This is a genomic window from Labedaea rhizosphaerae, from assembly GCF_004362825.1.
GTDB classification, from domain to species: domain Bacteria; phylum Actinomycetota; class Actinomycetes; order Mycobacteriales; family Pseudonocardiaceae; genus Labedaea; species Labedaea rhizosphaerae.
Window position 1 is genome coordinate 1,593,274 of the sequence record NZ_SNXZ01000001.1, and the last position, 24,725, is coordinate 1,617,998.

Consider the following 24,725-nt stretch of genomic DNA (forward strand, 5'->3'; position numbering starts at 1 on the left):
GGGCGCCGAAGGGTGGTGGATTGTCAGAACACCACGGTCCGGTTGCCGTGCACGAGCACCCGGTCCTCCAGGTGCCAGCGCAACCCGCGCGACAGCACGACCTTCTCGATGTCGCGGCCCTTGCGCACCAGGTCGGGGATGGCGTCGCCGTGGTCGACCCTGATCACGTCCTGCTCGATGATCGGCCCCGCGTCCAGATCCGCGGTGACGTAGTGGCAGGTCGCGCCGATCAGCTTCACGCCCCGCTGGTGCGCCTGGTGGTAGGGCCGCGCGCCGACGAACGACGGCAGGAAGCTGTGGTGGATGTTCAGCGCCCGCCCCGACCACGCCACGCACAGCTCCGGCGGCAGGATCTGCATGAACCGCGCCAGCACCACCGCGTGCGGGTCGGCCGCGTCGACCAGCTCGCGCACCCGCGCGAACGCGGTCGCCTTGTCCCCGGACTTGAAATCCACGTGGTGGAACGGGATGCCGTGCGCCCGGGTGATGTCGCCCAGGTCCGGGTGGTTGGCGATCACCGCGGGCACGTCGATGTCCAGTTCCCCGGACGCGACCCGGCCGAGCAGGTCGTAGAGGCAGTGCCCTTCCTTCGACACCAGGATCACCACACGGCGCTTGCTGCCCGTGTCGGTGATGCGCATGTTGCTGCCGTCACCCAGGGATCCGGCGACATCGGCGAACCGGGCGCGCAGCTCGTCCACCCCGAACGGCAGCGAGTCGGCGAGCACCTCCTGGCGGGTGAAGAACCAGCCCGTGTCCCGGTCGGTGTGGTACGCGGCCTCGACGATCCAGCCGCCGTGGTCCGCGAGGAACGACGCGATCCCCGCGACGATCCCGGTGCGGTCCGGGCAGCCGAAGGTGATCACGTACCGGCGTTCAGGTGTGGGCACGGGACGATTTTCCCAGGTCAGGGTCAGGGGCCGCCGAGCAGGTCGAGCAGGTCCCGGTCGCCGCTGACCACGGCACCGCTCGGGCGTCCCCACAACGCCCGGTAGACCGCGTCGGCGGTGCCCACGACGGAGGCGTCCGCGGTGAGCACCGGCTGCTCGACCGTCGTGAACGGCTCGCCCGGCGCGATCGCGATCAGCCACGTGCGACCCGCGTCGGCCGCGTGCAGCAGCACGGTGCCGCTCAGCGACCCCTCGTACGGGCTGCGGGCGCCGAGCATCATCGTCTTGGCGAACTCGTCGATGCCGTCGGCGGCGAAGACCGGGTCGAACACCAGCGGTGCCGCCGTCTCCGCGGCCAGTTCGGCGTCGAGGCGGTGGATCGCGGTCTCGTGCGCCATCCGCCGCGCCCAGAACCAGGCGTTGCGGTCGTTGTTGATCGTCCACGCGGGAGCACCGGGGTCGAGCTCACGCAGCAACGCGATCATGGCTTGGACCGCGGTGTCCCACCAGCCGAGCGCGTCTTCCCAGCTGTTGATCTCCGGGCGTGGCTGCCGGCCGGGTGCTGGCTCATCCGGGTCCGCTTGGGCGGCCGCTCGTGCCCAGGTGTGCACGCTCGCGAGGTGGGTGACCAGTCGCTGGACAGTCCACTCAGGACAACTGGGGACCTTGGTGTCCGGCCCTGCGGCGACCACCGCGGCGCGCATGGCCGCGGCCTCCGCGGCGAAGCGGTCGATGAACTCCGAGTACTCCACCCGGAGCAGGGTAATGGGCTAACGCAACGAATGAACCCATTTTTCGACATCGGCGGCCGTGGCGGGCAACGCCTCGGAAAGATTGCGGGCGCCGTCGGCCGTGACCACGAAATCGTCCTCGATGCGCACGCCGATGCCGCGCAGTTCCTCGGGCACGGTCAGGTCGTTCGGGTGGAAGTAGAGCCCGGGTTCGACGGTCAGCGCCATGCCGGCCTCGAGCGTGCCCTCCTTGTAGGCGGGCGCGGACGACTTCGCGCAGTCGTGCACGTCGAGGCCGAGGTAGTGCCCGACCCCGCAGACGATGTAGCGGCGGTGCTGCTGCCCCTTGCGTTCCAGCGCCTCGTCGACCGACACCGGCAGCAGGCCCCAGTCGTGCAGGCCCTCGGCCAGCACGCGCATCGCCGCGTCGGTGAACGCGAGCCAGTCGGCGCCGGGCCGGACCTCCTCGATGGCCGCGAGGTGCGCGGCGTGCACGAGGTCGTAGACCTGCCGCTGCGCCGGGCTGAACGTGCCGGACACGGGGAAGGTGCGGGTCACGTCGGCGGTGTAGAACGAGTTCGCCTCGACGCCCGCGTCCAGCAGGATCGCGTCGGACTCGGCGACCCCGCCGTCGTTGCGCACCCAGTGCAGCACCGGCGCGTGCACGCCGGCCGCGATGATCGAGGCGTAGCCGACGCCGTTGCCCTCGGTGCGGGCGCGCCGGTCGAACGTGCCCTGCAGCCAGCGCTCGCCACCGCCGGCCACGGCCTCGGGCAGCGCGCGCACGACGTCGGTGAACGCGCGCGTGGTGGCGTCCACGGCGAACTGCAGCTGGCCGATCTCCCAGTCGTCCTTGATCCGGCGCAGCTCGGCGAGCTCCTGGCGCAGGTCCGCGGACTCGGGGCCGGCCAGCGCGGCGACCAGCGGGTCGCCGCTCGGCGCGGCCAGCACGGGCGGGTTCTGGTCGCGCAGCACGCTCGCGAGCCCTTCGAGCGGACGGCATTCGATGCCCAGCGCCGTGGACCACTCCGCGAGCCCGGGCACGGCGCCGATCCACAGCTCCCCGTCGCGGGCGCTGCCGAAGAAGTCCGACTCGCTCGGGCCGGCCGGGGCACGCAGGTAGAGCACGGCGTCGTGCCGGTCGCCGCTGGGCAGCAGCACCAGCACCGCGCCCTGCGCGCTGCACCCGGTCAGCCAGACGAAGTCGGAGTCCGGCCGGAAGTCGTAGTCGGTGTCGTTGGCGCGCACCGGGGCGTTGCCCGCGCCGACCACGATCCGCTTGCCGGGCAAGGCGTGCGAGAGCTTCGCCCGGTGCTCGGCGGCCGCGGCGGCCTGGCCGTCGAGCACGTGCGGGGTGCGATCGGCATCGCCCCAGCCGTGCGTGATGAAGTCGCGGAAACCATCCGCTTCGGCCAGCTTGACGGGCACACGATCGCTCACGAACCCACCGTAGCGGGGGCCACCGACAGCCAGTCAACGGTGAGCTCACCGAGCCGCCAGCGCTTGCGGCCGTCGAGCACCGGCCAGCCCTGCGCGGCCAGCAGCCGCACGGTCTCCACCCACCGCGCCCGCGGCCCGTACGGCGCGAACGGCGCGGCGGTGTCCCAGCAGGCGTCCAGCCTGGCCAGCAGGTCGTGCACCCGCTCGCCCGGCACGTTGCGGTGGATCAACGACTTGGGCAGCCGCTCGGCCAGGTCGGTCGGCCGCTCGATCGCGGATGGCTTGCACGCCAACGTAAACGTGCGTGGACCGGTCTCGTCCAGGGTCACCCAGCAGCAGCGCCGGCCGATCTCGTCGCAGGTGCCCTCGACGAGCAGGCCGCCGGGCGCCAGCCGCGCCAGCATGGTCTGCCACGCGTCGAACGCCTCGGCCTCGGGGTACTGGCGCAGCACGTTGAACGCGCGCAGCAGCACCGGCTGCCGTCCCGCCAACTCGAACCCGCCGCGGGCGAACTCCAGCGACGGCGGGTCGGCGAACGGCTTGGCCGCGGCCACGCGCTCGGGGTCGAGCTCCAATCCGACCACCCGCACGTCCGGTCGCACCGAACGCAACCGCGCCGCCAGTTCGACCGTGGTCACGGCCGTCGCGCCATAGCCGAGGTCGACCACCAGCGGGTCGCGGGCCGCCCGCAACGCGTCGGCCACCCAGGGCGTGCCGGTGACCCAGCGGTCGATCCGGCGCAGCCGGTTCGGGTTGGTGGTGCCCCGGGTCGGCACGCCCAGCGCGCGCGCTCGACCCGCCGCCAGCCGAACCTTGCGGGTCAACTCGGGGCGGGTCAACTCGGGCGGTGCTCGGCGAGCCAGGTGCCCGCGAACTGCGACTCGGCCGCGAGCAGCTTCGCCACCGGCTCGGCCACGCTGCGCTCCAGCTTGCCGCCCAGCAGCGGGATGTTGACCTTCACCTCGGCGTCGGTCACCCAGTCGGTGCCGCCGTCGGCGGTCTCCTCAAGGCGCACCCGGCCGGTGATCTCCGCCGGCATGCCCGGGATGCGTGCCCGCGTGGTCGCGACGTGCTTGCCGCCTTCGAGGCGCCAGGTCTCCTCGCGCTCGACCACCAGGTCGCCGCCGAGGAAGTTGCGCACGGTCGAAGGCAGCTGCTCGGCGGGCAGGCCCTGGCGCACCCGGAACGACGCCCGGTCACCGGACGCCTCGTGGTCGAGCAGCGCGCTGTTCTGGCCGCCGAGCGCGGCCAGCCGGTCGGACAGGTAGGCCTTGTCCACCAGGGCGGAGTACACGGTGGACACCGGCGCGGAGAAGCTTGCGCGGTGCTCGATACGGGCTCCCATGCGGCCAGAGGTTACCGTTGGCGGCCGTGACCAGCCTTCCACTCGGCACCAACGTCCGGTCAGCGGTTCCGCTCGCCGGGTACACGACGCTGCGACTCGGCGGTCCCGCGGCACGCTTCGTCGCGGCTTCCACCTCGGCGGAGGTGGTCGAAGCCGTGCGCGACGCCGACCGCGCGGGCGAGCCGTTGCTGGTGCTCGGCGGCGGTTCCAACGTCGTCGTCGGCGACGACGGCTTCGACGGCACGGTCGTGCACATCGCCAGCGAGGGCACGCACATCGACACCGCGGCCCCCGGCGAGGTGCAGCTGACCGTCGAGGCCGGCGCGAACTGGGACGTCGTCGTGGCCGGCACCGTCAGCGCGGGGCTCGGCGGGCTGGAGTGCCTGTCCGGCATCCCCGGGCTGGTCGGCGCGACGCCGGTGCAGAACGTCGGCGCGTACGGCGTCGAGGTGTCGCAGCTGCTGGTGTCGGTCGACCTGCTGGACCGGGCCAGCGGCGAGGTGCGCACGATGACCGCGCCGGAGCTGGGCCTGGGCTACCGGACGTCGGTGCTCAAGGGCACCGACCGCGCGGTCGTGCTGCGGGTGCGCTTCATGCTCACCGACGACGGCCTGTCCGCCCCGGTCCGCTACGGCGAGCTGGCCCGCGTGCTGGGCGTCGAGCCGGGCGACCGGGTGCCGGTGGCCGACGCGCGCGCGGCCGTGCTGGATCTGCGCCGCGGCAAGGGGATGGTGCTCGAGCCCGGCGACTACGACACGTGGAGCGCGGGCTCGTTCTTCACCAACCCGATCGTGCCGGAGACCATGGTCGGCGAGCTGATGGCCCGCACCGGCGACGGCGTGCCGATCTACCCGGCGCACGAGGGCCACCGCAAGGTCTCCGCCGCGTGGCTGATCGACCAGGCCGGCTTCACCAAGGGGTTCGCCGGTCCGGGCGGGCGGGTTTCGTTGTCCACCAAGCACACCCTCGCGCTGACCAACCGCGGCTCGGCGAGCACCGAGGACCTGCTGGAGCTGGCCCGCACGGTGCGCGACGGCGTGTACGACGCGTTCGGCGTCACCTTGCGCGCCGAGCCCGTCCTTATCGGCTGCGAGCTCTAGAAACTTCGAAGTTCGTGTCGAACCCGGTCGGCCCCGTTCGATGCACTGACGTAACCGCACGTCGGACCGCACCAAGGAGTTCCCCCATGCGCAAGCTCATCGTCTCCGCATTCGTCTCCCTCGACGGCGTCATCGAGGCGCCGGGCGGCGAGCCGGGCTACCGGAACTCGGGCTGGACCTTCAAGGACATCGAGTTCGAGCCGGCCGCCTACGAGCTGAAGGGGCGCGAGCAGGAAGAGGCCGGGGCGCTGCTGCTCGGCCGGGTCAGCTACCAGGCGTTCGCGCCGGTGTGGCCGACCATGACCGAGGAGTTCGCCCAGTACAACGCCATGCCGAAGTACGTCGTCTCGACCACGTTGCAAGAGCAGGACCTCGTCACCAACTGGGGCGAGACGACCATCCTGCGCTCGCTCGACGACGTCGCCGCGCTCAAGGCGACCGAGGGCGGGCCGATCATCACCGGCGGCAGCGGCCTGCTGCACCAGAACCTGTCCGACGCGGGTCTCGTGGACCGCTACCACCTGCTCGTCTACCCGGTGCTGCTCGGCGCGGGCAAGCGCCTGTTCAGCAGCACCGACAAGGACAAGCAGCAGCTGAAGGTCGTCGAGAGCGAGACCTACTCGAACGGCATCCAGAAGTTCGTCTACGACGTGGTGCGGTAAGCCCGGGTCGCCGAGGCCTGGTCGCGCGGCTTGAGCACGATCTGGTCCAGGTTCACGTGTGAGGGCCGGGTGACCGCGAACGTGATCACGTCGGCCACGTCGACGGCGGTCAGCGGCGTCATGCCCCGGTAGACGGCGTCGGCGCGCTCGGCGTCGCCGTCGAAGCGGTTCACCGAGAAGTCCGTCTCGACCATGCCGGGCAGGACCTCGGTGACCCGCACGGGCTTGCCGAGCAGCTCGCCGCGCAACGTCCGGTGCAGCGCGGACTGCGCGTGCTTGGCCGACGTGTAACCGGATCCGTTGTCGTACGCCTCGAACGCGGCGATCGACGTGACCGTGACGATGTGCCCGTCGCCGCTGTCGATCAGCTTGGGCAGCAACGCTTTCGTCATCCGCAACGTGCCGAGCACGTTGGTCTCCCACATCCAGCGGTAGTCGTCCTCGTCGGCGGTGGCCACGGGGTCGAGCCCGCGTGCGCCACCGGCGTTGTTCACCAGGACGCGGCAGTTCTCCACCGCTGTGCAGAACCGCTCGACCGAGGCCAGGTCGGTGACGTCGAGGGGCAGCGCGGTCCCGTCGACCTCGTCGGCGAGCTCGGCCAGCCGATCGGCGCGCCGGGCCCCGAGCACCACGTGGAACCCGGCGGCGGCCAGCCCGCGGGCGGTCGCCGCCCCGATGCCCGCCGAAGCCCCGGTCACAACGGCTACGCCTTTGCTGCTCATGCCGTGATGATCGCGCAGGCAACTTGGCGCGGGCCAACGGCGTCAACTAGACATAGGAGACAATCACGGCATAGGAGGAACCCTGGTGAGACGTGTCGTCGCGCTCCTGACCGGTCTCGCGCTGCTGGCCGGCTGCTCCGCCGACCCGGCGAGCCCGGCTCCCACAGCGCCCGTGCCGGACGCGAAACCAGTGGCGAAGATCACCGCCGACCCCGCGCCCGCGGCCAAGAACGTCGAGGTGACCAAGGCCGTCACCGTCCGGATCGCCGACGGCGAGCTCGACACGGTCGCGCTCACCAATCCCCAGGGCAAGCAGGTCGAGGGCGAGTTCGCCGCGGACCGCCGGAGCTGGCACACCACCGAGGACCTCGGTTTCGGCAAGAGCTACAGCTACGCGGCCAAGGGCACCGGCACCGACGGCAAGCCGGTCCAGCTCGCGGGCAAGTTCACGACGGTGAGCCCGGCGAGCACGATCCGCGCCACGGTCAACCCGGTCGACGACGCGGTGGTCGGCGTCGGCATGCCGATCAGCGTGAAGTTCGACCGCCCGCCCGCCGATCGCGCCGCCGCGGAGAAGGCGCTGGCGGTCGAGACGTCGCCGACCGAGGTCGAGGGCAGCTGGGCGTGGATCAAGCCGACCCAGGTGGACTGGCGGCCCAAGCAGTACTGGCCCGCGCACACCAAGGTGAAGGTGAGCGCGAACCTCTACGGCGTGAAGTACGGCGATGGCGCGTACGGCAAGGCCGACGTGACCAGCGAGTTCGCCATCGGCCGCAACCAGGTGGTCAAGGTGCACACCCCGGACCACGAGATGAACGTCTACCGCGACGGCGCGAAGGTGGCGAGCTACCCGTCCAGCAACGGCCGCGACGCCGACCCGAACCTGAACACGCCGAACGGCACCCTCATCGTGATGACCCGAGAGCCGGTCGGCGACTTCTCCAACCCGCGCTACGGGTACACGAACGTCAAGAAGAAGTGGTCGGTGCGGATCTCCAACCACGGCGAGTACATCCACGAGAACGAGGAGAACGCCGCCAACATCGGCAAGGCCAACACCTCGCACGGCTGCGTGAACCTGCGCGAGGACGACGCCAAGGCCTACTTCGACAGCGCGCTCATCGGCGACCCCGTGGAGATCACCGGGTCCAAGGCGAAGATGCCGCGCACGTCGGACGTGTTCGACTGGCTGATCCCGTGGAGCGAGTGGCAGGCGATGTCCGCCTTGCGATGATCTGCCGGTGAACCTGGCAACCCTCGAGGTCGACGACGTCCGGCTGGCCGTGCGGAGCTGGGGCGACCCGGCCGCGCCGCCCGTGGTGCTGGTGCACGGCTGGGGGCAGTCCGGCCGCACCTGGCAGCGGCTGGCCGCCCGGCTGCCCGGCTTCCACGTGATTGCCCCCGACCTGCGCGGGCACGGCGAGTCCGACGCGCCGGCCACCGGCTACGCCGACCCGGCGGTCTGGGCGGCCGAACTGGCCGCGGTGCTCGAGTTCGCGGGCCGGCCGGCCGTGCTGGTCGGCTGGTCCTACGGCGGGCTGGTGATCACCGACTACGTGCGCGAACGCGGCACGGCCGGCCTCGCGGGCGTCTGCTTCGCCGGTGCGCTCACCGAGATCGGGCGGGACCGCCCGGGTGGCCGGACCGGCGCGGTCATGCGGGCCGCGCTGCCCCGCGTGCTGTCCGACGACCCGGCGACCGCCATCCCGGCGCTCACCGAGTTCGTCCAGGGCATGGGCGTCACCGACGGCGCCGAGGTCCAGCGCATGGTCGGCGAGACGCTCCGGGTGCCGCCCGCTGTCCGCTATGCCCTTTTCAAGCGGGACAGCGGAAGCGCCGAGGTCCTCGCCCGGATGGACGTCCCGGTCCTGGTCGTGCATGGGACCGACGACGGCGTGGTAGACGCCACCAGTGCCGAGTACACGGCCGGGAAGATTCCGGGGGCCAAGTTGCGTTGGTTCCCAAAGGCCGGTCATGTGCCGTTCGACGAGCGGGCGGAGGAGTTCTCCGGGGTGCTGGACGAGTTCGCCCGGGAGTGCCACGCCATGACCGGCTGAGCCGGGAAAGGGTGGTTGCGTGAGCGAGTCGAGCGGGCCTGTCCAACTGCACCAGCCGCGACGCGTCGCGGTGCTCTCGGTCCACACCTCGCCACTGGAGCAACCCGGCACCGGGGACGCCGGTGGCATGAACGTCTACATCACCGAGACCGCCACCCGCATGGCCTGCCGCGGCGTCGCCGTCGAGGTGTTCACCCGCGCCACCCGCTCCCAGCTGCCGCCGGTCGCCGAGCTGGCCCCGGGTGTGCTGGTCCGCCACGTCGCCGCGGGCCCGTTCGAGGGCCTGGGCAAGGACGAGCTGCCCAGCCAGCTGTGCGCGTTCACCGCGGGCGTGCTGCGGGCCGAGGCGCGCCGCGACCCCGGGCACTACGGGTTGATCCACTCGCACTACTGGCTCTCCGGCCAGGTCGGCTGGCTCGCGCGCGAGCGCTGGGGCGTGCCGCTGGTGCACACCGCGCACACGCTGGCCAAGGTCAAGAACGCCGCGCTCGCCGAGGGCGACACCCCGGAACCACGGCTGCGGGAGATCGGCGAGCAGCAGGTCGTCGACGAGGCGGACCTGCTCGTCGCCAACACCGCCGTCGAGTCGGGTGAGCTGATCTCCCGCTACGACGCCGATCCCGGCAAGGTCCGGACCATCGCGCCCGGCGTGGACCTCGTCCGGTTCCGCCCCGGTGACCAGGTCTCGGCCCGGTTGTCGCTGGGGCTGCCCGTCGACGCGACGATCTTCGCGTTCATCGGCCGGCTCCAGCCGCTCAAGGCACCCGACGTGCTCGTCCGGGCCGCGGCCGAACTGGTGGACCGCGGCCTGATCCCGCGCGAGAAGCTGGCCGTGGTGATCGCCGGCGGCCCTTCTGGTTCGGGCATGGGCACCCCGGAAGCGTTGCGGAACCTCGCGGTCCACTTGGGAATCGACGACGTGGTGCGGTTCTTGCCGCCACAGCAAGGCGATGCGCTCGTGGCCCTGTACCGGGCGGCCGACGCGGTCGCGGTGCCGAGCCACAACGAGTCGTTCGGGCTGGTCGCGCTGGAGGCGCAGGCCTGCGGGACACCGGTGGTCGCCGCGGCCGTGGGCGGGTTGCCGGTGGCGGTGCGCGACGGCTCGTCCGGGCTGCTCGTCCCCGGTCACGACCCGGTGGCCTGGGCCGGCGCGTTGAACCAGGTCGCGGCGCCGCAGACGCGTGGACGGCTGGCGCGGGGCGCGGTCCGGCACGCCGAGGACTTCTCGTGGGAACGCACGACGGACGCGTTGCTGGCCTGCTACGCGCAGGCCGCTGTCGAATTCCGCCGGGCGAACCTCCCCGCGGAACTGGTTGGCTGAGGGGCGTGGACCCCGAATCCGTCATCAAGGCGTTGCTCGACGAGCAGGAGCTGACGTACGAGTGCCCGCAACCGGGGCGCTACTTCGTCACCTTGCGCGGCACCAAGAAGCTGCAGACCAACTGCTGGCTGATGGTGCAGCGGCACGCGCTGGTCGTCGAGGCCTTCGTGTGCAGGCACCCGGACGAGGCGCACGAGGACGTGTACCGATTCCTGTTGCGCCGCAACGCGAAGCTCTACGGCGTGCACTACACGATCGACGACGTCGGCGACATCTACCTGCTGGGCCGGGTGTCGCTGGACGCGGTCACGCCCGACGAGATCGACCGGCTGCTCGGCCAGGTGCTCGAAACAGCGGACGGTGACTTCAACACGTTGCTGGAACTCGGTTTCGCGAGTTCGATCCGGCGCGAGTGGCAGTGGCGTGAGGACCGGGGCGAGTCGCTTGCCAACCTGGCGGCGTTCGAGCACCTGATCCGCCCCAGCCGCGGGCAGGACGGCCCGCGGGTGGGTACGGACGGCGGTTGAGCTTTGGTGGCTCCGGTGGGCGGGTTCGCGGAGTGGCTCGAGCGAGGGGGGAGTCGCGAACTCGAGCCACCCCGCGTAAGCCCGCCGAAACGGAGCCCCCGAGCGGGGGGCACCCCGGGGTTCCGGAGGCGGGGTGCGGCTCGGCAGGGGAGTCGAGCCGCATCTGTGCTCGGTGGTGAACCGGGGAGTGCGTGGGAGCCGGTCCTCCTGAGCGGTGCCAACTTGTCAGAAGGTGCGCCCGGACCACAAGACCATTGGTTACGCCAACCGAGCGAAGTAGCTGTAAGTGAGTAACTATTCGGTTACGAGCTGAACTGGAAAGTCAACCAACCGTGGCTTTGGCTACGCACCGTTTAACAAAATTCATCAATTCGGGTGACGCCGTGCCCTGATGGGCCACTCGACGCGGTCGTGGCAGGCTCTGGTCATGGCGATGGGAACCCTGGTCTTGCTCCGCCACGGCGAGAGCGTGTGGAACGCGGAGAACCTGTTCACCGGGTGGGTGGACGTGGCCCTGTCGGAGAAGGGCGCCGTCGAGGCGCGCCGCGGCGGCGAACTGCTCGCCGCGGCCGGGCTGCTGCCCGACGTGCTGCACACGTCGGTGCTGCGGCGCGCGATCCAGACGGCGAACCTGGCCCTGGACGTCGCGGACCGGCACTGGATCCCGGTCCGCCGCGACTGGCGGTTGAACGAACGCCACTACGGTGCGTTGCAGGGCAAGAACAAGAAGCAGACTCTCGAGGAATTCGGCGAGGAGCAGTTCATGCTCTGGCGCCGCTCCTACGACGTCCCGCCGCCGCCGATCGAACTCGGCAGCGAGTTCAGCCAGGACGGCGACGCGCGCTACGCCGGGATCGACGCGCCGCGGACCGAGTGCCTCAAGGACGTGGTCGCCCGGCTGCTGCCGTACTGGGAGTCGGCGATCGTGCCGGACCTGCGGGCGGGCAAGACCGTGCTGGTGGCCGCGCACGGGAACTCGTTGCGCGCCTTGGTCAAGCACCTGGACAACATCTCGGGCGCGGACATCGCCGGGCTGAACATCCCGACCGGGATCCCGCTGCGCTACGACCTGGACGACGACCTGGCGCCACTGAAGGCCGGCGGCGAGTACCTGGACCCGGAAGAGGCCGCCAAGGCCGCCGCCGCGGTGGCCAACCAGGGCCGCTGACCCCGCTGGAGCCCTGAATGTCCCATTCGAGACGCTCAGCGCCCTCAATGGGACATTCAGGGCCTTTAGATCAGGCCGAGTTCGCGGGCCTTGACGCCGGCCTGGAAGCGGGAGCCGGCCCCGAGTGCGGCCATCAGTTCCGCGACCCGGCGCCGGTAGGTCCGCACCGAGAGCCCGAGCGTGCGGGCGGCTGTCTCGTCCTTGCAGCCCGACGCCAGCACCTCCAGGATCCGCGGCGCCATCTCCCGCAGCTCCGCCACCCGCCGGTCCCATGTGGACAGCGGGGTCGCCGACCGCCAGGCCGCCGCGTACAGGGAGCTCACGCCCTGGACCACCTCGGGCACCGTCACCACGCTGTAGCTGCGCACGCCGTGCGACAGGTCGCCGGCCAGGATGGCGATCCGGCCGTCGATGACGATCGTCTCGTTGAGTTCGTCGGGCGTGATCCGGACGTCGCCGCCCGCGCTCTGGACGGCGTTCGCGTACCGGGCGCACAACGGGTCCAGCAGGATTCCGGAGCGGTAGAGCTTGCGCACGACCAGGCCCTCGGCGATCCGGGGCGCCAGCGACTGCGGCCCCTGGACGGACCCGGTGCGGATGCCCCAGGTGTGCAAGTCGTTGGCAGCGCAGGAGATTTCGGTTTTCGCGGTGGTGAACAGGTGCGCGATCCGCGGGTGGATCTCGGCCTCGCCGCGGACGACCGCGATGGTCTCGGTGTTCGGCATCGGTTCCAGTCTGTTCCCGGTCGGCGCCGATTGACAACTTCTTGCCAGATCGAGCGGGCCACCGCCCGCCGGAGCAGATTGGTTCCCATGACGATCACCAAGGACGGACGGCTCGGCGACGCGGCCGTCACCAGGATGGGCTACGGCGCGATGCAGCTCGCGGGACCCGGCGTGTTCGGGCCGCCCGCGGATCCCGACGAGTGCCGCGCGGTGCTGCGCCGGGTCGTCGAGCTGGGCATCAACCACATCGACACGTCCGACTTCTACGGCCCCTACGTGGTCAACGAGCTGATCGCCGAGGCCCTGCACCCCTACCCCGAGGACCTGGTCCTGGTCACCAAGGTCGGCGCCCGGCGCGACGAGCAGGGTGGCTGGCCGCCCGCGCGCTCGCCGCAGGAGCTGCGCACCCAGGTCCACGAGAACCTGCAGCGGCTCAAGGTCGACCGCCTCGACGTCGTGAACTACCGCATCGGCGGGATCCACGGGCCCGAGGAGGAACCGCTCGACGACGGGTTCGCCGCGCTCGCCGAACTGCGTGAGCAGGGGCTGATCAAGGACCTCGGCCTCTCCAACGTGACGATCGCCCAGCTGCACGCGGCGCAGGAGATCGCGCCGGTGGTGTGCGTGCAGAACGCGTTCAACGCCGCCGACCAGAGCGACGCCCCGATGCTCGCGGAGTGCGAGCGCCAGGGCATCGCCTACGTGCCGTTCTTCCCGCTCGGCGGGTTCACGCCGCTGCAGGAGCAGGTCCTGCACGACGTCGCGGCCCGGCACGGCGCGACCGATCGCCAGGTGGCGCTCGCGTGGCTGCTGCACCGCTCGCCCGCGATCCTGCTCATCCCGGGTACCTCGTCGCGCGCGCACCTCGAGCAGAACGTCGCCGCCGGTGAACTGAAGCTGACCGAACAGGACATGGCAGACCTCGCGAAGTGACCCGAATGGACACGATCGGGTGAACGCGATCTGACCAGGCGGGGAACAACCGCGCCGTGAGTGTCGGCCCTGTCACGACGCACCCGTCTTGGCTGGTGGAAAGGGGCTACCGGCTGCTTACGATGCGGTTGTGACCGCTGCGGCCTGGATCCTGCTGCTGGCCGGCGTGTTGTTGGCGGGCGGTGTTGCCGGTTTCGTCGTCGGGCGGGCCCGGCGCGCCGCGGCCACGCGCCGGCCGGTCGGTCCCACCGTCGCCGCCCTCGTCTCCAGGGTGACCCACTCCTCGCACTCGGGCATCGTCGTGCTGAACCACTTCGGCGACGTCGTGCTGCACAACCCGCGGGCGATCGAGCTCGGCCTGGTGCGCAACCACCAGGTCGACCCGCGCGCCCGCAAGGCCGCGGAGCTCGCCCGCGAGACCGGCGACCCGGTCGAGATCGACCTGTCCCCGCTGGAGGGGCGCACCGGGCGCGGCCCGACCGCCGTGCTCGGTGAGGTCCGGCTGCTCGGCGACGGGTTCACCGTCGTCGACGCGGCCGACGAGTCCGACGCGGTGCGGCTCGAGGCGACCCGCCGCGACTTCGTGGCCAACGTCAGCCACGAGCTGAAGACCCCGGTTGGCGCGATGGCGCTGCTGGCCGAGGCCCTGCTCGACGCCGTGGACGACCCGGACGAGGTCGACCGGTTCGCCAACAAGATCCTGCGCGAGGCGACCCGGCTCGGCACGCTGGTGACCGAGCTGATCGCGTTGTCCCGGCTGCAAGGCGCCGAGCGGCTGCCGGAGTTGCACGTCGTCGAGGTCGACAAGGTCGTCGCCGACGCGCTGAGCCGCACGCAGGCCGCCGCCGAGTCCGCGGGCATCGACATCGCCACCGACGGCCCGAGCGGGCTGCTCGTGCTCGGCGACCGGACGCTGCTGGTGACGGCTCTGTCGAACCTGCTGGACAACGCGATCGCGTACTCCTCGCCCGGCAGCCCGGTCTCGGTGAGCAGGCGGCTCGCCGGTGGGTACGCCGAGATCGCGGTGACCGACCGCGGCATCGGCATCGCGCCCGAGGAGCAGCAACGGGTGTTCGAGCGCTTCTACCGGGTCGACAAGGCCCGTTCGCGCGCCACCGGCGGGACCGGGCTCGGCCTGGCCATCGTCAAGCACGTCGCCGCCAACCACGGCGGCGAGGTCAAGCTGTGGAGCAAACCGGGGACGGGCTCCACCTTCACCCTGCGCGTCCCCGCCCAGCCGGCCGAGCCGACCACCGAACCGGCCGCCACCCGATCCGACACACCGACACCGGTCGGTTCTGAGCACGGAGGAGCCTTGTGACACGGGTGCTTATCGTCGAGGACGAGGAGTCGTTCGCCGACCCGCTGGCCTTCCTGCTGCGCAAGGAGGGGTTCACGGCGGCCATCGCCGAGACCGGCCAGCAGGCGCTGGACGAGTTCGACCGCAACGGCGCCGACATCGTGCTGCTCGACCTCATGCTGCCCGGGATGAGCGGCACCGATGTGTGCAAGGCCCTGCGCCAGCGCTCCTCGGTCCCGGTGATCATGGTGACCGCACGGGACAGCGAGATCGACAAGGTGGTCGGGCTCGAGCTCGGCGCCGACGACTACGTGACCAAGCCCTACTCCGCCCGCGAGCTGATCGCCCGCGTGCGTGCGGTCCTGCGCCGGGGCGGGGACGCCGACGGCGACCTGCAGCCGCAGGTGCTCGCCGGCGGCCCGGTCCGGATGGACGTCGAGCGGCACGTGGTGACCGTCGACGGGCGCGAGACACCGTTGCCGCTCAAGGAGTTCGACCTGCTCGAGTACCTGTTGCGCAACGTCGGGCGGGTGCTCACCCGGGGGCAGTTGATCGACCGGGTGTGGGGCGCGGACTACGTCGGCGACACCAAGACGCTGGACGTCCACGTCAAGCGGCTGCGCTCGAAGATCGAGCAGGACCCGGCCTCGCCGCGACACCTGGTGACCGTCCGCGGGCTGGGCTACAAGTTCGAATCGTGAGCGCTGCCGACCGTGGGCGTGGCCGGGCCGTGATCTAGCGGTAACCTTTCCCGCCGTGCGCCTAGGGGTGCTTGACGTCGGTTCCAACACCGTCCACCTGCTCGTGGTGGACGCACATCGTGGTGCCCACCCGACGCCCATGCGGTCGGAGAAGTCGGTGCTGCGCCTGGCCGAGCGGCTCACGCCGTCCGGGCAGCTGTCCCCGGTCGGGGCGGACGAGCTGGTCCGGGCGATCGCCGAGGCCCGCAAGTCGGCCAAGCGGCTGGGTTGCGAAGAGCTGATGGCCTTCGCCACCTCGGCCGTGCGCGAGGCAAGCAACAGCGCCGAGGTGCTGGCCCGGGTCCAGGCCGAGACCGGCGTGGAGCTGCGGGTGCTGACCGGCGAGGACGAGGCACGCCTGACGTTCCTGGCCGCGCGCCGGTGGCTGGGCTGGTCGGCCGGGCGGCTGCTGGTCGTGGACATCGGCGGCGGCTCGCTGGAGATCGCCGCCGGCCGCGACGAGAGCCCCGACTTCGCGACGTCGCTGCCGCTGGGGGCCGGGCGGCTGACCCGCACGCGGTTCAGCTCGGACCCGCCGCCGCGCGACGAGATCGACGCGCTGCGGACGTGGCTCGACGAGCAGCTCGCGCCGGTTGCGAGCAAGCTGCTCGAAGCGGGGGAACCGGATCGGGTGGTCGCCACCTCGAAGACGTTCCGCTCGCTCGCCCGCCTGACCGGTGCCGCGCCGTCGTCGGCTGGACCGATGGTCCACCGGGTCCTGACCGACGTCGGGTTGCGTCAGCTGCTGGCGTTCATCAGCCGGATGAGCGCCGCCGACCTCGCCGAGCTGGAAGGTGTGAGCCCCAGCCGCTCGCACCAGCTGGTGGCGGGTGCACTCGTGGCGCAGGCGATGCTCAGCGCCCTGGGGCGCTCGGAACTGGAGATATGCCCGTGGGCACTGCGCGAGGGTGTGATCCTGGGCCGGCTGGACCGGACGAACGGCACCGACCAGACTACGGCGATGGTTCGATGACCCCGGCGGTAGTGGCAACCAAGCCGTCCGGAATACCCGTGGAGACTGGACGGGTACTCGGGCACAGGGCACGGTGGAGTTGATGAGTCGAGAACGCGGATCGGACGAGCGGGGCCAGCAGCGCACCGTCGCCGAGCTGCTCGCCCAGTACGGCGACAGCGCGAGCGGCAATGCGCCCAGGCGGCGTCGCCGTCGTGCCGACGACCCGTCGGACACCGCCCCGCAGGCGATCATCGACCGGGTCGTGTCCGAGAGCGGGCAGATGCGGGCCATCCGGGACGAACCCGAGGGCACGCACGGGCACCCCGGCACCACTGGCCCCACCGGTCACTCATCCCGCCCGGAGCAGGGCCCCGGCCAGCACAGCGGGTACCGCCCGCAGCAGCGGCCGCCCCAGTCCCCGCCACCCCAGTCCCCGCCGACTCCGCCGCCCGCCGACCGCTCCGGTCCGACGCGGACGGCGATGCCGCCGATGCCGCCGCCGACGGGCTCCTCGCCCTCGATGCCGTCGATCCCCTCGATGCCGCCTGCGTCGGCCTCTCGACCCGCCATGCCGCCGGTGCCGCCGGCCGCGCCGCCGGCGCCCCCCGGGTTCGGCGGGCGTCGTGGCGGCCCGCAATCGTCACAGTCCTCGCAGAGCTCGGGCCCGATCCCGGTCCCGCCGCCCCCGGGCCGTCCCGGTGGTCGCGGGATCGGTGGCGACAGCCGCACGGACCTCGGGCGCCAGGACTTCGGCCGCGGTGGCCCGTCCTCCGGGCCGATCCCCACCGGCTCGATGCCGCCAGGCGGCCCGCCGCCGAACGACCTGCCCTCCCGCCGGAACATGCCGCCGCAAGGCCGGCCCGGCGCGGTGGCGTCGCGCCTGGACGGCGGTCCGCCGCCCGGTCTGCCCGCCGGCCCGCCGCCGGAGCCGATGACCGAGCAGCTGCCCAAGGTGCCGGAAGGCCAGCCGGGCGCGTACGAACCCGACGAGCCGCCCCAGGCCGGGCTCGGTGGCAGCGGTCCACGTCGCCGTCCGGGGCTGCCCAGGCGTGGCGGTCGCCCCGGCTTCCCGCCCGGACCCCCCGGCGCTGTGCCCCCCGGTGCGGTGCCGCCCGGTGCCGGGCCGGCCGGCACGCAGTCGCAGGCCATGCCGGTGCCGCCGCTGGACGCGTCGCCCACGGGCAACCGCATGCCGCCCGCCGGCCCGCCGGACCGCTTCCCGTACGGCGGCCCGGACACGACCGTGTCCCATCCCGCCGGTCCTGGCCCGGTCGGCCCGCCCGGCACCGACGAGCCGGACGACTTCGACGCGTTCGGCGCCGACGACTACGACGACGACTACGACGGCTACGACGACCCCGACCCGCGCGACCGGCGCCACCTGGACGACCTCGACGAGCTGGACGACCTCGACGAGCTCGACGACATCGAGGACGAGGACTACGACAAGCCGCGGTCCCCGGCCCGCGAGTGGCTGCTCATGGGCGCGCAGCTCGCCGGCGGCGTGCTCGGTGGCGCCGCGATCTGGCTGGCGTTCAACTGGCTCTGGGGCGTGCTCCCGGCCGCCGCGCTGGTCGTGGCCATCCTGGTCACGGTCGGGCTGGTGCTCGTCGTGCGGAAGATCCGCCGCGCGGAGGACCTGCAGACCACGGTGCTCGCGGTGCTCGTCGGCCTGATCGTCACGGTCTCGCCCGCGGCGTTGCTGCTGCTCAAGCGCTGAGCCGCGGATGGCGATCCCGGTCGGGCTGTCCACGGCGTCGGTCTGGCCGCAGACCGCCGCGTCGGCGTTCGCCTCGGCCGAGAAGCTGGGCTACGACGGCGTCGAGGTGATGGTCTGGACCGACCCGATGAGCCAGGACGTCCCGGCGCTGCGCCGGGCGTCGCGCGCGCACGGCGTGCCGGTGCTCGCGGTGCACGCGCCGTGCCTGCTGATCACCCAACGGGTGTGGTCGCCCGACCCCGAGACCCGGTTGCGCCGCTCGGTCGCGGCGGCGGAGGACCTCGGCGCGCCGACCGTGGTCGTGCACCCGCCGTTTCGCTGGCAGCGCCGCTACGCCGACGCCTTCCCCGACCTGGTGGCCGAGCTGGAGGACACCAGCGGGATCGCGGTCGCCGTGGAGAACATGTTCCCGGTCCGGCGCTCGGTCTCGGCGTTCCGGCCGTCGATCGACCCGACCGACGTCGGGCACCGGCACTACACGCTCGACCTCTCGCACACGGCCGCCGCGGGGACGGACGCGCTCGCGATGGCCGAGCGGATGGGCACTGGGCTCACCCACGTCCACCTGGCCGACGGCAGCGGCGCACCCAGCGACGAGCACCTGGTGCCCGGCCGGGGCGGGCAGCCGTGCGCCGAGCTGTGCGAGACGCTGGCCCGCACGGGGTTCGACGGCCAGGTCGTGCTGGAGATCAACACCCGCAAGGCCCGTGGTTCGGCCGCGCGCGCGAAGGATCTCGCCGAGGCGTTGCTGTTCGCGCGCCTGCACCTCGGCCAATAGCCGGGGCCGGTAGGCGGCCAGTAGTGGCAACTGTGATCCATCCGATCGGCCGGGCAGCACGCGAGGTCGTGGTCGTACAGTTTCGCCCGTGAACCCGCTGCGCTCCTTGATCCTCGCCGCCGCCGGCAACGACGCCATCCGGAACCTGGTCGCCAAGGCCCCGCTCAGCCGCGATGTGGTCCGGCGGTTCGTGGCGGGCGAGACCACCGCCGAGGCCATCGAGGTGACCCGCACGCTCGTCGCGTCCGGCGTCTCGGTGACCCTGGACTACCTCGGCGAGGACACCACGGACGCCAGCCTGGCCGAGCAGACCGTGCAGTCCTACCTGACGCTGCTCGACCAGCTGCACGAGCAGGGACTGTCGGCCAGCGCCGAGGTCAGCGTGAAGCTCTCCGCCGTCGGCCAGGCCCTGGACGAGACGCTCGCGCTGGACAACGCCTCGCGGATCTGCGCGGCCGCCGAGCAGAGCGGCACCACGGTGACCCTCGACATGGAGGACCACACCACCACCGACTCGACGCTGCGGGTGCTCGCGGAGCTGCGCCGCACGTGGCCGTGGGTCGGCGCCGTGCTGCAGGCATACCTGCACCGCACGCAGGACGACTGCGCCCACCTCACAGGCCAGGGCTCGCGGGTGCGGCTGTGCAAGGGCGCCTACGCCGAGCCCGCCAGCGTGGCGTTCGACGCCGGCCACGAGGTCGACCTGAGCTACGTGCGGTGCGTCAACACGCTGCTGGCCGGCGACGGCTACCCCATGTTCGCCACGCACGACCCGAGACTCATCCGGGTCATCGCCGAGCGGGCCAAGTGGTTCGACCGCAAGCCCGGCACGTTCGAGTACCAGATGCTCTACGGAATCCGGCCCGACGAGCAGCTGCGGCTGGCCCGTGAAGGCCACACCGTGCGCGCCTACGTGCCCTACGGCGAGCAGTGGTACGGCTACCTCATGCGCAGGCTGGCCGAGCGACCCGCGAACACGGCCTTCTTCCTGCGTGCCCTGGCCAGTCGTTCGTGACCGCGCAGGACGCCGGCTTCTCCGCGGCCAGCGCCGTACGCCCGCTCGGCGATGGCACCTTCATCGCCGACCTGCCGCCCAACTGGACCGTCGGCTCGAAGCCTCACGGCGGGTTCCTGCTCGCGTTGCTGGCGCGCACGGCCATCGCGGTGACCAGCGGTGCGGGTGCGCCGCCGCTGGAGCCGCTGGCGGTGAGCGCGCAGTTCCTGCGTGCGCCGAGCGTGGGCCCGGTGCTGCTGCGCACCGACATCCGCCGGACCGGTCGCCGCGTGACCGTGGTGGCCGTGGTGCTGGAGCAACGCGGGCGCAGTTGCGTCGAGGGCACGGTGACCGTCGGGCGGCTGCCCCGCGAGCGCGCGGCGTGGTCGGACCTGCCGAGCCAGCCGGCCGAACCGCCGGGCAACGCCCTGGACCTCGCGGCGCTGCCCGCGGCGGCGGTGTTCAAGGTCACATCGGCGTGCGACGTCCGGCTGGACCCCAACGGCGCGGGATTCCTGCACGGCCACACCGGTGACCCGCTGCGGCTGCGGCTCTGGGTGCGGCCCAAGGGCGAGCAGCCCGACCCGCTGTTCGGGCTCATCGCGGGCGACGTGTCCATGCCGGTGACGTTCAACCTGGGCCGGATGGGCTGGTCGCCCACCGTGCAGCTGACCGCGCTGCTGCGCTCGCGCCCGGCGCCGGGCTGGCTGCGGGTGCAGGTCGAGTGCCGCGCGGTGCACGGCGCCTGGTTCGACGAGGACGCGATCGTGGTGGACAGCCAGGGCCGGCTGGTGTGCCAGTCCCGTCAGCTCGCCCTGTCCGCGATGCCCTGACCGCGGTGCTGACCGCGATGCTGACCGCGATGTCCTGACCGCTGCGGGCGGGCCGGAAGACGGTGCGAACACGCCGTGGCACGCTTGTGCGCATGACGACGATCGCCGTCCTCGGTGCCGGGAAGATCGGTGAGGCCCTGCTCTCGGGCCTGCTCGCCGGCGGCCGCACCCCGGACGAACTGCTGTTCACCGAGCGCTACGCCGAACGGTCCGCCGAGCTGACGAAACGCTACGGCGTGCACGCCGTCGACGTGCCGACCGCGGCCGCCAGGGCCGACGTCCTGGTGATCGCCGTGAAGCCGCAGGACATCGAGCCGGTGCTGACCGAGCTGGCCCCGGTCATCGGCGCCGACCGGCTGGTGGTGTCGCTGTGCGCCGGGCTGCCGACGTCGCTCTTCGAGCGGATGCTGCCCGAGGGCATCCCGGTCGTGCGGGTCATGCCGAACACGCCGATGGTGGTCGGCGAGGCCATGAGCGCGATCTCGGCGGGCAAGCACGCCAAGCCCGAGCACCTGTCCATCGTCGAGGACCTGCTCGGCGTGGTCGGCAAGGTCGTGCGCGTCCCGGAGTCCCAGCAGGACGCCGTGACCGCGTTGTCCGGCTCCGGCCCGGCGTACTTCTTCTACCTGGTCGAAGCCATGATCGACGCCGGCATCCTGCTCGGCCTGCCGCGCGCGGTGGCCGAGAAGCTGATCATCCAGTCGGCCGTCGGCGCGGCGCAGATGCTCGCCCAGACCGGGGAGCACCCCGTGACCCTGCGCGAAGCGGTCACCTCACCGGCCGGAACGACGATCATGGCCATCCGCGAGCTGGAGCGACACGGCGTGCGGGCGGCGCTGCTGGCCGCGATCGAGGCGGCCCGCGACCGGTCCGTCGAGCTGGGGAAAGCCCACGAGAGCTGACCCGTTCGGCGATTCATGCGTCCGGCACGTCGCACTGGTCCCACGTGTCCCGCTACCCTCGGGAGTAGCACGTGCGTGTCGATACCGTCGGTGGGGAAGCCGGCGGCGCGACACGTGTCGAAGGATGCGGTGTACATGCCTGCCAACAAGCGGGACGCCGACACCGCGGAGCTCGGCCAGGTCAAGTTCTTGACCGTGGCCGAGGTCGCGACGGTGATGAGGGTGTCCAAGATGACGGTGTACCGGCTGGTGCACAGCGGCGAACTACCCGCGGTGCGGGTCGGCAAGTCGTTCCGAGTGCCAGAGAAGGCGGTGCACGACTACCTGCAGAACGCCTATTTCGACGCCGGATGAACGGGTGGCGCGCAGCGGCCGGCACCCGACGGGTACTCTGAACCCTCGTTCCATGCTCGACGCCCATGCCGTCAGGTTGGCGTGCGCCGGGCAAACCAGCACCAACGAGTAACAGAGGACGGCCCGTGGGCTCGGTCATCAAGAAGCGCCGCAAGCGCATGTCGAAGAAGAAGCACCGCAAGCTGCTGCGCAAGACCCGGGTTCAGCGCCGCAAGCTGAAGAAGTAGTTCGGTCGTTCAGGTGGCCGATGTCGCGGATGACGTCCGGGGGGCGACCCCCGGATCCCTCCGCCGGGCCGCCAAACGGGTGACATCCACGAACAACGTGTGTGACCTGCGTTAATAGCGTGTTGCCGGCTCGCCCGGACACCCGTGAGTGCGGTTAGCATCGGCATGGCCGATCCGCTCACCGAACCGCAGGGAATCGCATGCCGAAGGTCGTCCTGGTCACCGGAGCCGGCGGGAACATCGGCGGGGGACTCGTCACCCGCCTCGCCGCGGATCCCGCGTACGACCGGGTCATCGGTGTGGACACCGCGACCCCGCCGAAGCGGGTCCTGAACGCGCTCGGTCGCGCGGAGTTCGTCCGTGCGGACATCCGCAACCCGCTGATCGCCAAGGTGATCAGCGCGGCCGAGGTCGACACGGTGGTGCACGCGGCCACCACGGCCCACCCCGCCGGTCCGTCGCGCCGCACGGTCATCAAAGAGATGAACGTGATCGGCACGATGCAGCTGCTGGCGGCCTGCCAGCGCTCGCCGACGGTGCGCAAGCTCGTGGTGAAGTCCTCGGCCGCGGTCTACGGGTCGAGTTCGCGCTCGCCCGCCGTCTTCACCGAGGACGACGCCCCCCGCGGCCTGGCCGCGGGCGGGTACGCCAAGGACGCCGTCGAGGTCGAGGGCTACGTCCGCGGTTTCGCCCGGCGCCGCCCGGACGTCCAGGTGAGCACCGCCCGGCTCGCGAACCTGATCGGGCCCGATGTGGACACCGTCATGTCGCGGTACTTCGCGCTCCCGGTCGTGCCGACCGTGTTCGGCTACGACGCGCGCATGCAGTTGCTGCACCTCGAGGACGCGCTGGCCTTGATGGAGCGGCTCGTCAAGCACGACCTGCCCGGCACGGTGAACGTGGCCGGTGACGGCGTGCTGACCTTGTGGCAGGCGATCCACCGTGCCGGTCGGATTCCCCTGCCGCTGCCGGGTTTCTCCGTGCCGACCGCCGCCAACGTGGTCGGCGCGTCCCGGCGCGTGGACTTCTCACCCGACCAGGTGAAGTTCCTCAACTTCGGCCGGGTGCTCGACACCACCCGGCTCAAATCCGAATTCGGGTTCACCCCCAGGTGGACCACCCGGCAGGCGTTCGACGACTACCTGGCCGGCAGCGGGATCCGCTCGCTCGTTCCCGTTGGCCGCATCGCCGGACTCGAACGCGTGCTCGCGCGGGCCGTCGGCTCGCGCTCGTCCTGATCGAACGTACGCAATCAGACGAAAGCGGCGTCCCATGCCCAACGAGGCACAGGTCATCCCCCTGCACACCGCCAAGCGCCCCCGTCCGGCCACGAACGGCACGAACGGCACGAACGGATCGGGCGGTTCGGGCGGCTCGGAGCGCGCACTCGCCCCCGTGCGCAAGGTCCGGCCGCGCGCCGGCGCGGCGAAGAAACCCGAGTCGCGCGGGCTGCTCGCGGATGCCGCCGGGTTCCTGCGCCGCAGGCTCGCCGGCGACTACGACGTCGACGAGTTCGGCTTCGACCCGGACCTGACCGACAACGTGCTGCTGCCGCCGCTGCGCCTGCTCTACGACAAGTGGTTCCGGGTCGAGGTGGCCGGGGTGGAGAACCTGCCGGCCGAGGGCGGCGCGCTCGTGGTCAGCAACCACTCCGGCACGCTGCCGATCGACTCGGTGATGACCGCGATCGCGGTGCACGACAACCACCCGGAGCACCGCTACCTGCGGATGCTCGGCGCCGACCTGGTGTTCCAGATCCCGGTGCTGGGTGAGCTCGCGCGCAAGACCGGCCAGACGCTCGCGTGCACGGAGGATGCGGAACGCCTGCTGTCGGCGGGCGAGCTGGTCGGCGTGTGGCCGGAGGGGTTCAAGGGGATCGGCAAGCCGTTCCGGGACCGCTACAAGCTGCAGCGCTTCGGCCGGGGTGGGTTCGTGTCGGCGGCGTTGCGCACGGGCGTGCCGATCATCCCGTGCTCCATCGTGGGCGCCGAGGAGATCTACCCGAAGATCGCGAACCTGGGCCCGGTGGCCCGGCTGCTCGGGCTGCCGTACTTCCCGGTGACGCCGACGTTCCCGCTGCTCGGGCCGCTGGGCGCGGTGCCGTTGCCGACGAAGTGGCGCATCGAGTTCGGCGAGCCGATCCGCACCGATGACTACCCGGCGGCGGCCGCCGACGACCCGATGCTGACGTTCAACATCACCGACCAGGTGCGCGAGACCATCCAGCAGACGCTCTACCGGATGCTCGCGCGCCGTCGCAGCGTGTTCTTCGGCTGAGCTTCTTCGGCTGGGCTTCTTCGG

At 71.8% G+C, this 24,725-nt stretch carries 27 protein-coding genes; 20 read left to right on the top strand and 7 right to left on the bottom strand.

The window, feature by feature from the left end:
* Positions 1–23: 23 nt before the first annotated feature.
* The 5 genes from purU to EV186_RS07585 are packed head-to-tail and all read right to left on the bottom strand — an operon-like array spanning position 24 to position 4,406.
* Positions 24–890, bottom strand: a complete 867-nt coding sequence (gene purU / locus EV186_RS07565; RefSeq protein WP_133848287.1) for a formyltetrahydrofolate deformylase — start codon at positions 888–890, stop codon at positions 24–26.
* 23 nt (positions 891–913) lie between these two features.
* Entirely contained in the window at positions 914–1,642 is a 729-nt protein-coding gene (locus EV186_RS07570; RefSeq protein WP_243753870.1) for a maleylpyruvate isomerase family mycothiol-dependent enzyme, read from the bottom strand.
* A gap of 18 nt (positions 1,643–1,660) precedes the next feature.
* Positions 1,661–3,061: an aminopeptidase P family protein gene (locus EV186_RS07575; RefSeq protein ID WP_133848288.1), complete on the bottom strand. Its 1,401-nt coding sequence runs from the start codon at positions 3,059–3,061 to the stop codon at positions 1,661–1,663.
* Positions 3,058–3,885 (bottom strand): class I SAM-dependent methyltransferase, encoded by an 828-nt coding sequence (locus EV186_RS07580; protein ID WP_133848289.1) that lies wholly within the window; start codon positions 3,883–3,885, stop codon positions 3,058–3,060. The genes EV186_RS07575 and EV186_RS07580 overlap by 4 nt, the downstream gene beginning before the upstream one ends.
* A gap of 11 nt (positions 3,886–3,896) precedes the next feature.
* Positions 3,897–4,406 (bottom strand): DUF2505 domain-containing protein, encoded by a 510-nt coding sequence (locus EV186_RS07585; protein WP_133848290.1) that lies wholly within the window; start codon positions 4,404–4,406, stop codon positions 3,897–3,899.
* A gap of 26 nt (positions 4,407–4,432) precedes the next feature.
* Between EV186_RS07585 and EV186_RS07590 the strand changes: the two genes are divergently transcribed.
* Complete coding sequence (locus EV186_RS07590) at positions 4,433–5,506, top strand: UDP-N-acetylmuramate dehydrogenase (protein WP_133848291.1); 1,074 nt, start codon at positions 4,433–4,435, stop codon at positions 5,504–5,506.
* Positions 5,507–5,592: 86 nt separating this feature from the next.
* Entirely contained in the window at positions 5,593–6,168 is a 576-nt protein-coding gene (locus EV186_RS07595) for a dihydrofolate reductase family protein (RefSeq protein WP_133848292.1), read from the top strand.
* Here EV186_RS07595 and EV186_RS07600 read toward each other — a convergent pair.
* Positions 6,150–6,890 (bottom strand): SDR family NAD(P)-dependent oxidoreductase, encoded by a 741-nt coding sequence (locus EV186_RS07600; RefSeq protein WP_133848293.1) that lies wholly within the window; start codon positions 6,888–6,890, stop codon positions 6,150–6,152. The genes EV186_RS07595 and EV186_RS07600 overlap by 19 nt on opposite strands.
* A gap of 82 nt (positions 6,891–6,972) precedes the next feature.
* Between EV186_RS07600 and EV186_RS07605 the strand changes: the two genes are divergently transcribed.
* From EV186_RS07605 to EV186_RS07625, 5 genes are all read left to right on the top strand, one after another.
* Positions 6,973–8,124, top strand: a complete 1,152-nt coding sequence (locus tag EV186_RS07605) for a L,D-transpeptidase (protein ID WP_133848294.1) — start codon at positions 6,973–6,975, stop codon at positions 8,122–8,124.
* A gap of 7 nt (positions 8,125–8,131) precedes the next feature.
* Entirely contained in the window at positions 8,132–8,947 is an 816-nt protein-coding gene (locus EV186_RS07610) for an alpha/beta fold hydrolase (protein WP_243753871.1), read from the top strand.
* 19 nt (positions 8,948–8,966) lie between these two features.
* Entirely contained in the window at positions 8,967–10,268 is a 1,302-nt protein-coding gene (mshA, locus tag EV186_RS07615; RefSeq protein ID WP_243753872.1) for a D-inositol-3-phosphate glycosyltransferase, read from the top strand.
* 5 nt (positions 10,269–10,273) lie between these two features.
* Entirely contained in the window at positions 10,274–10,795 is a 522-nt protein-coding gene (locus EV186_RS07620; protein WP_133848295.1) for a type III secretion system chaperone family protein, read from the top strand.
* Between the two features lie 427 nt (positions 10,796–11,222).
* Positions 11,223–11,963, top strand: coding sequence for a phosphoglyceromutase (locus tag EV186_RS07625; RefSeq protein WP_133848296.1), 741 nt, complete (start codon positions 11,223–11,225; stop codon positions 11,961–11,963).
* Between the two features lie 65 nt (positions 11,964–12,028).
* On the opposite strand, the gene EV186_RS07630 is transcribed toward EV186_RS07625, so the two are convergent.
* Positions 12,029–12,688, bottom strand: coding sequence for a response regulator transcription factor (locus EV186_RS07630; RefSeq protein ID WP_133848297.1), 660 nt, complete (start codon positions 12,686–12,688; stop codon positions 12,029–12,031).
* A gap of 87 nt (positions 12,689–12,775) precedes the next feature.
* On the opposite strand from EV186_RS07630, the gene EV186_RS07635 reads away from it, so the two are divergent.
* The 13 genes from EV186_RS07635 (at position 12,776) to EV186_RS07700 (ending at position 24,701) form a co-directional block, all read left to right on the top strand.
* Positions 12,776–13,621, top strand: a complete 846-nt coding sequence (locus EV186_RS07635) for an oxidoreductase (protein WP_133848298.1) — start codon at positions 12,776–12,778, stop codon at positions 13,619–13,621.
* Between the two features lie 130 nt (positions 13,622–13,751).
* Positions 13,752–14,942, top strand: coding sequence for a sensor histidine kinase (locus tag EV186_RS07640; protein WP_243753873.1), 1,191 nt, complete (start codon positions 13,752–13,754; stop codon positions 14,940–14,942).
* Positions 14,939–15,622, top strand: a complete 684-nt coding sequence (locus tag EV186_RS07645; RefSeq protein ID WP_133848299.1) for a response regulator transcription factor — start codon at positions 14,939–14,941, stop codon at positions 15,620–15,622. The genes EV186_RS07640 and EV186_RS07645 overlap by 4 nt, the downstream gene beginning before the upstream one ends.
* Positions 15,623–15,677: 55 nt before the next feature.
* Positions 15,678–16,634: a Ppx/GppA family phosphatase gene (locus EV186_RS07650; protein WP_133848300.1), complete on the top strand. Its 957-nt coding sequence runs from the start codon at positions 15,678–15,680 to the stop codon at positions 16,632–16,634.
* Positions 16,635–16,716: 82 nt separating this feature from the next.
* Positions 16,717–18,336 carry a hypothetical protein gene (locus tag EV186_RS38795; protein ID WP_166659054.1) on the top strand — a complete coding sequence of 540 codons (1,620 nt, stop codon included), beginning with the start codon at positions 16,717–16,719 and terminating at the stop codon, positions 18,334–18,336.
* Between the two features lie 7 nt (positions 18,337–18,343).
* Complete coding sequence (locus tag EV186_RS07665; protein ID WP_133848303.1) at positions 18,344–19,114, top strand: sugar phosphate isomerase/epimerase family protein; 771 nt, start codon at positions 18,344–18,346, stop codon at positions 19,112–19,114.
* Between the two features lie 88 nt (positions 19,115–19,202).
* Positions 19,203–20,129, top strand: a complete 927-nt coding sequence (locus tag EV186_RS07670) for a proline dehydrogenase family protein (RefSeq protein ID WP_133848304.1) — start codon at positions 19,203–19,205, stop codon at positions 20,127–20,129.
* Positions 20,126–20,941 carry a thioesterase family protein gene (locus EV186_RS07675; RefSeq protein ID WP_133848305.1) on the top strand — a complete coding sequence of 272 codons (816 nt, stop codon included), beginning with the start codon at positions 20,126–20,128 and terminating at the stop codon, positions 20,939–20,941. The genes EV186_RS07670 and EV186_RS07675 overlap by 4 nt, the downstream gene beginning before the upstream one ends.
* Before the next feature lie 92 nt (positions 20,942–21,033).
* The gene (proC, locus tag EV186_RS07680; protein ID WP_133848306.1) at positions 21,034–21,843 is read left to right on the top strand and encodes a pyrroline-5-carboxylate reductase; all 810 of its coding nucleotides are present in this window, start codon (positions 21,034–21,036) and stop codon (positions 21,841–21,843) included.
* Positions 21,844–21,978: 135 nt separating this feature from the next.
* Entirely contained in the window at positions 21,979–22,197 is a 219-nt protein-coding gene (locus EV186_RS07685) for a helix-turn-helix domain-containing protein (protein ID WP_133848307.1), read from the top strand.
* Between the two features lie 125 nt (positions 22,198–22,322).
* On the top strand, positions 22,323–22,424 hold the full coding sequence (locus EV186_RS07690) for a 30S ribosomal protein bS22 (RefSeq protein WP_018684825.1): 102 nt from the start codon (positions 22,323–22,325) through the stop codon (positions 22,422–22,424).
* Positions 22,425–22,624: 200 nt separating this feature from the next.
* On the top strand, positions 22,625–23,662 hold the full coding sequence (locus EV186_RS07695) for an NAD-dependent epimerase/dehydratase family protein (RefSeq protein WP_133848308.1): 1,038 nt from the start codon (positions 22,625–22,627) through the stop codon (positions 23,660–23,662).
* A gap of 34 nt (positions 23,663–23,696) precedes the next feature.
* On the top strand, positions 23,697–24,701 hold the full coding sequence (locus tag EV186_RS07700) for a lysophospholipid acyltransferase family protein (RefSeq protein ID WP_133848309.1): 1,005 nt from the start codon (positions 23,697–23,699) through the stop codon (positions 24,699–24,701).
* Positions 24,702–24,725: the final 24 nt, after the last annotated feature.

What these genes read in the sequence shown, in the direction of transcription:
- EV186_RS07585 (WP_133848290.1), bottom strand. Translation starts at nt 4,406, where the DNA reads ATGGGAGCCCGTATCGAGCACCGCGCAAGCTTCTCCGCGCCGGTGTCC.
- EV186_RS07595 (WP_133848292.1), top strand. Translation starts at nt 5,593, where the DNA reads ATGCGCAAGCTCATCGTCTCCGCATTCGTCTCCCTCGACGGCGTCATC.
- EV186_RS07600 (WP_133848293.1), bottom strand. Translation starts at nt 6,890, where the DNA reads ATGAGCAGCAAAGGCGTAGCCGTTGTGACCGGGGCTTCGGCGGGCATC.
- EV186_RS07625 (WP_133848296.1), top strand. Translation starts at nt 11,223, where the DNA reads ATGGCGATGGGAACCCTGGTCTTGCTCCGCCACGGCGAGAGCGTGTGG.
- EV186_RS07630 (WP_133848297.1), bottom strand. Translation starts at nt 12,688, where the DNA reads ATGCCGAACACCGAGACCATCGCGGTCGTCCGCGGCGAGGCCGAGATC.
- EV186_RS07635 (WP_133848298.1), top strand. Translation starts at nt 12,776, where the DNA reads ATGACGATCACCAAGGACGGACGGCTCGGCGACGCGGCCGTCACCAGG.
- EV186_RS38795 (WP_166659054.1), top strand. Translation starts at nt 16,717, where the DNA reads ATGAGTCGAGAACGCGGATCGGACGAGCGGGGCCAGCAGCGCACCGTC.
- EV186_RS07665 (WP_133848303.1), top strand. Translation starts at nt 18,344, where the DNA reads ATGGCGATCCCGGTCGGGCTGTCCACGGCGTCGGTCTGGCCGCAGACC.
- proC (WP_133848306.1), top strand. Translation starts at nt 21,034, where the DNA reads ATGACGACGATCGCCGTCCTCGGTGCCGGGAAGATCGGTGAGGCCCTG.
- EV186_RS07685 (WP_133848307.1), top strand. Translation starts at nt 21,979, where the DNA reads ATGCCTGCCAACAAGCGGGACGCCGACACCGCGGAGCTCGGCCAGGTC.
- EV186_RS07695 (WP_133848308.1), top strand. Translation starts at nt 22,625, where the DNA reads ATGCCGAAGGTCGTCCTGGTCACCGGAGCCGGCGGGAACATCGGCGGG.
- EV186_RS07700 (WP_133848309.1), top strand. Translation starts at nt 23,697, where the DNA reads ATGCCCAACGAGGCACAGGTCATCCCCCTGCACACCGCCAAGCGCCCC.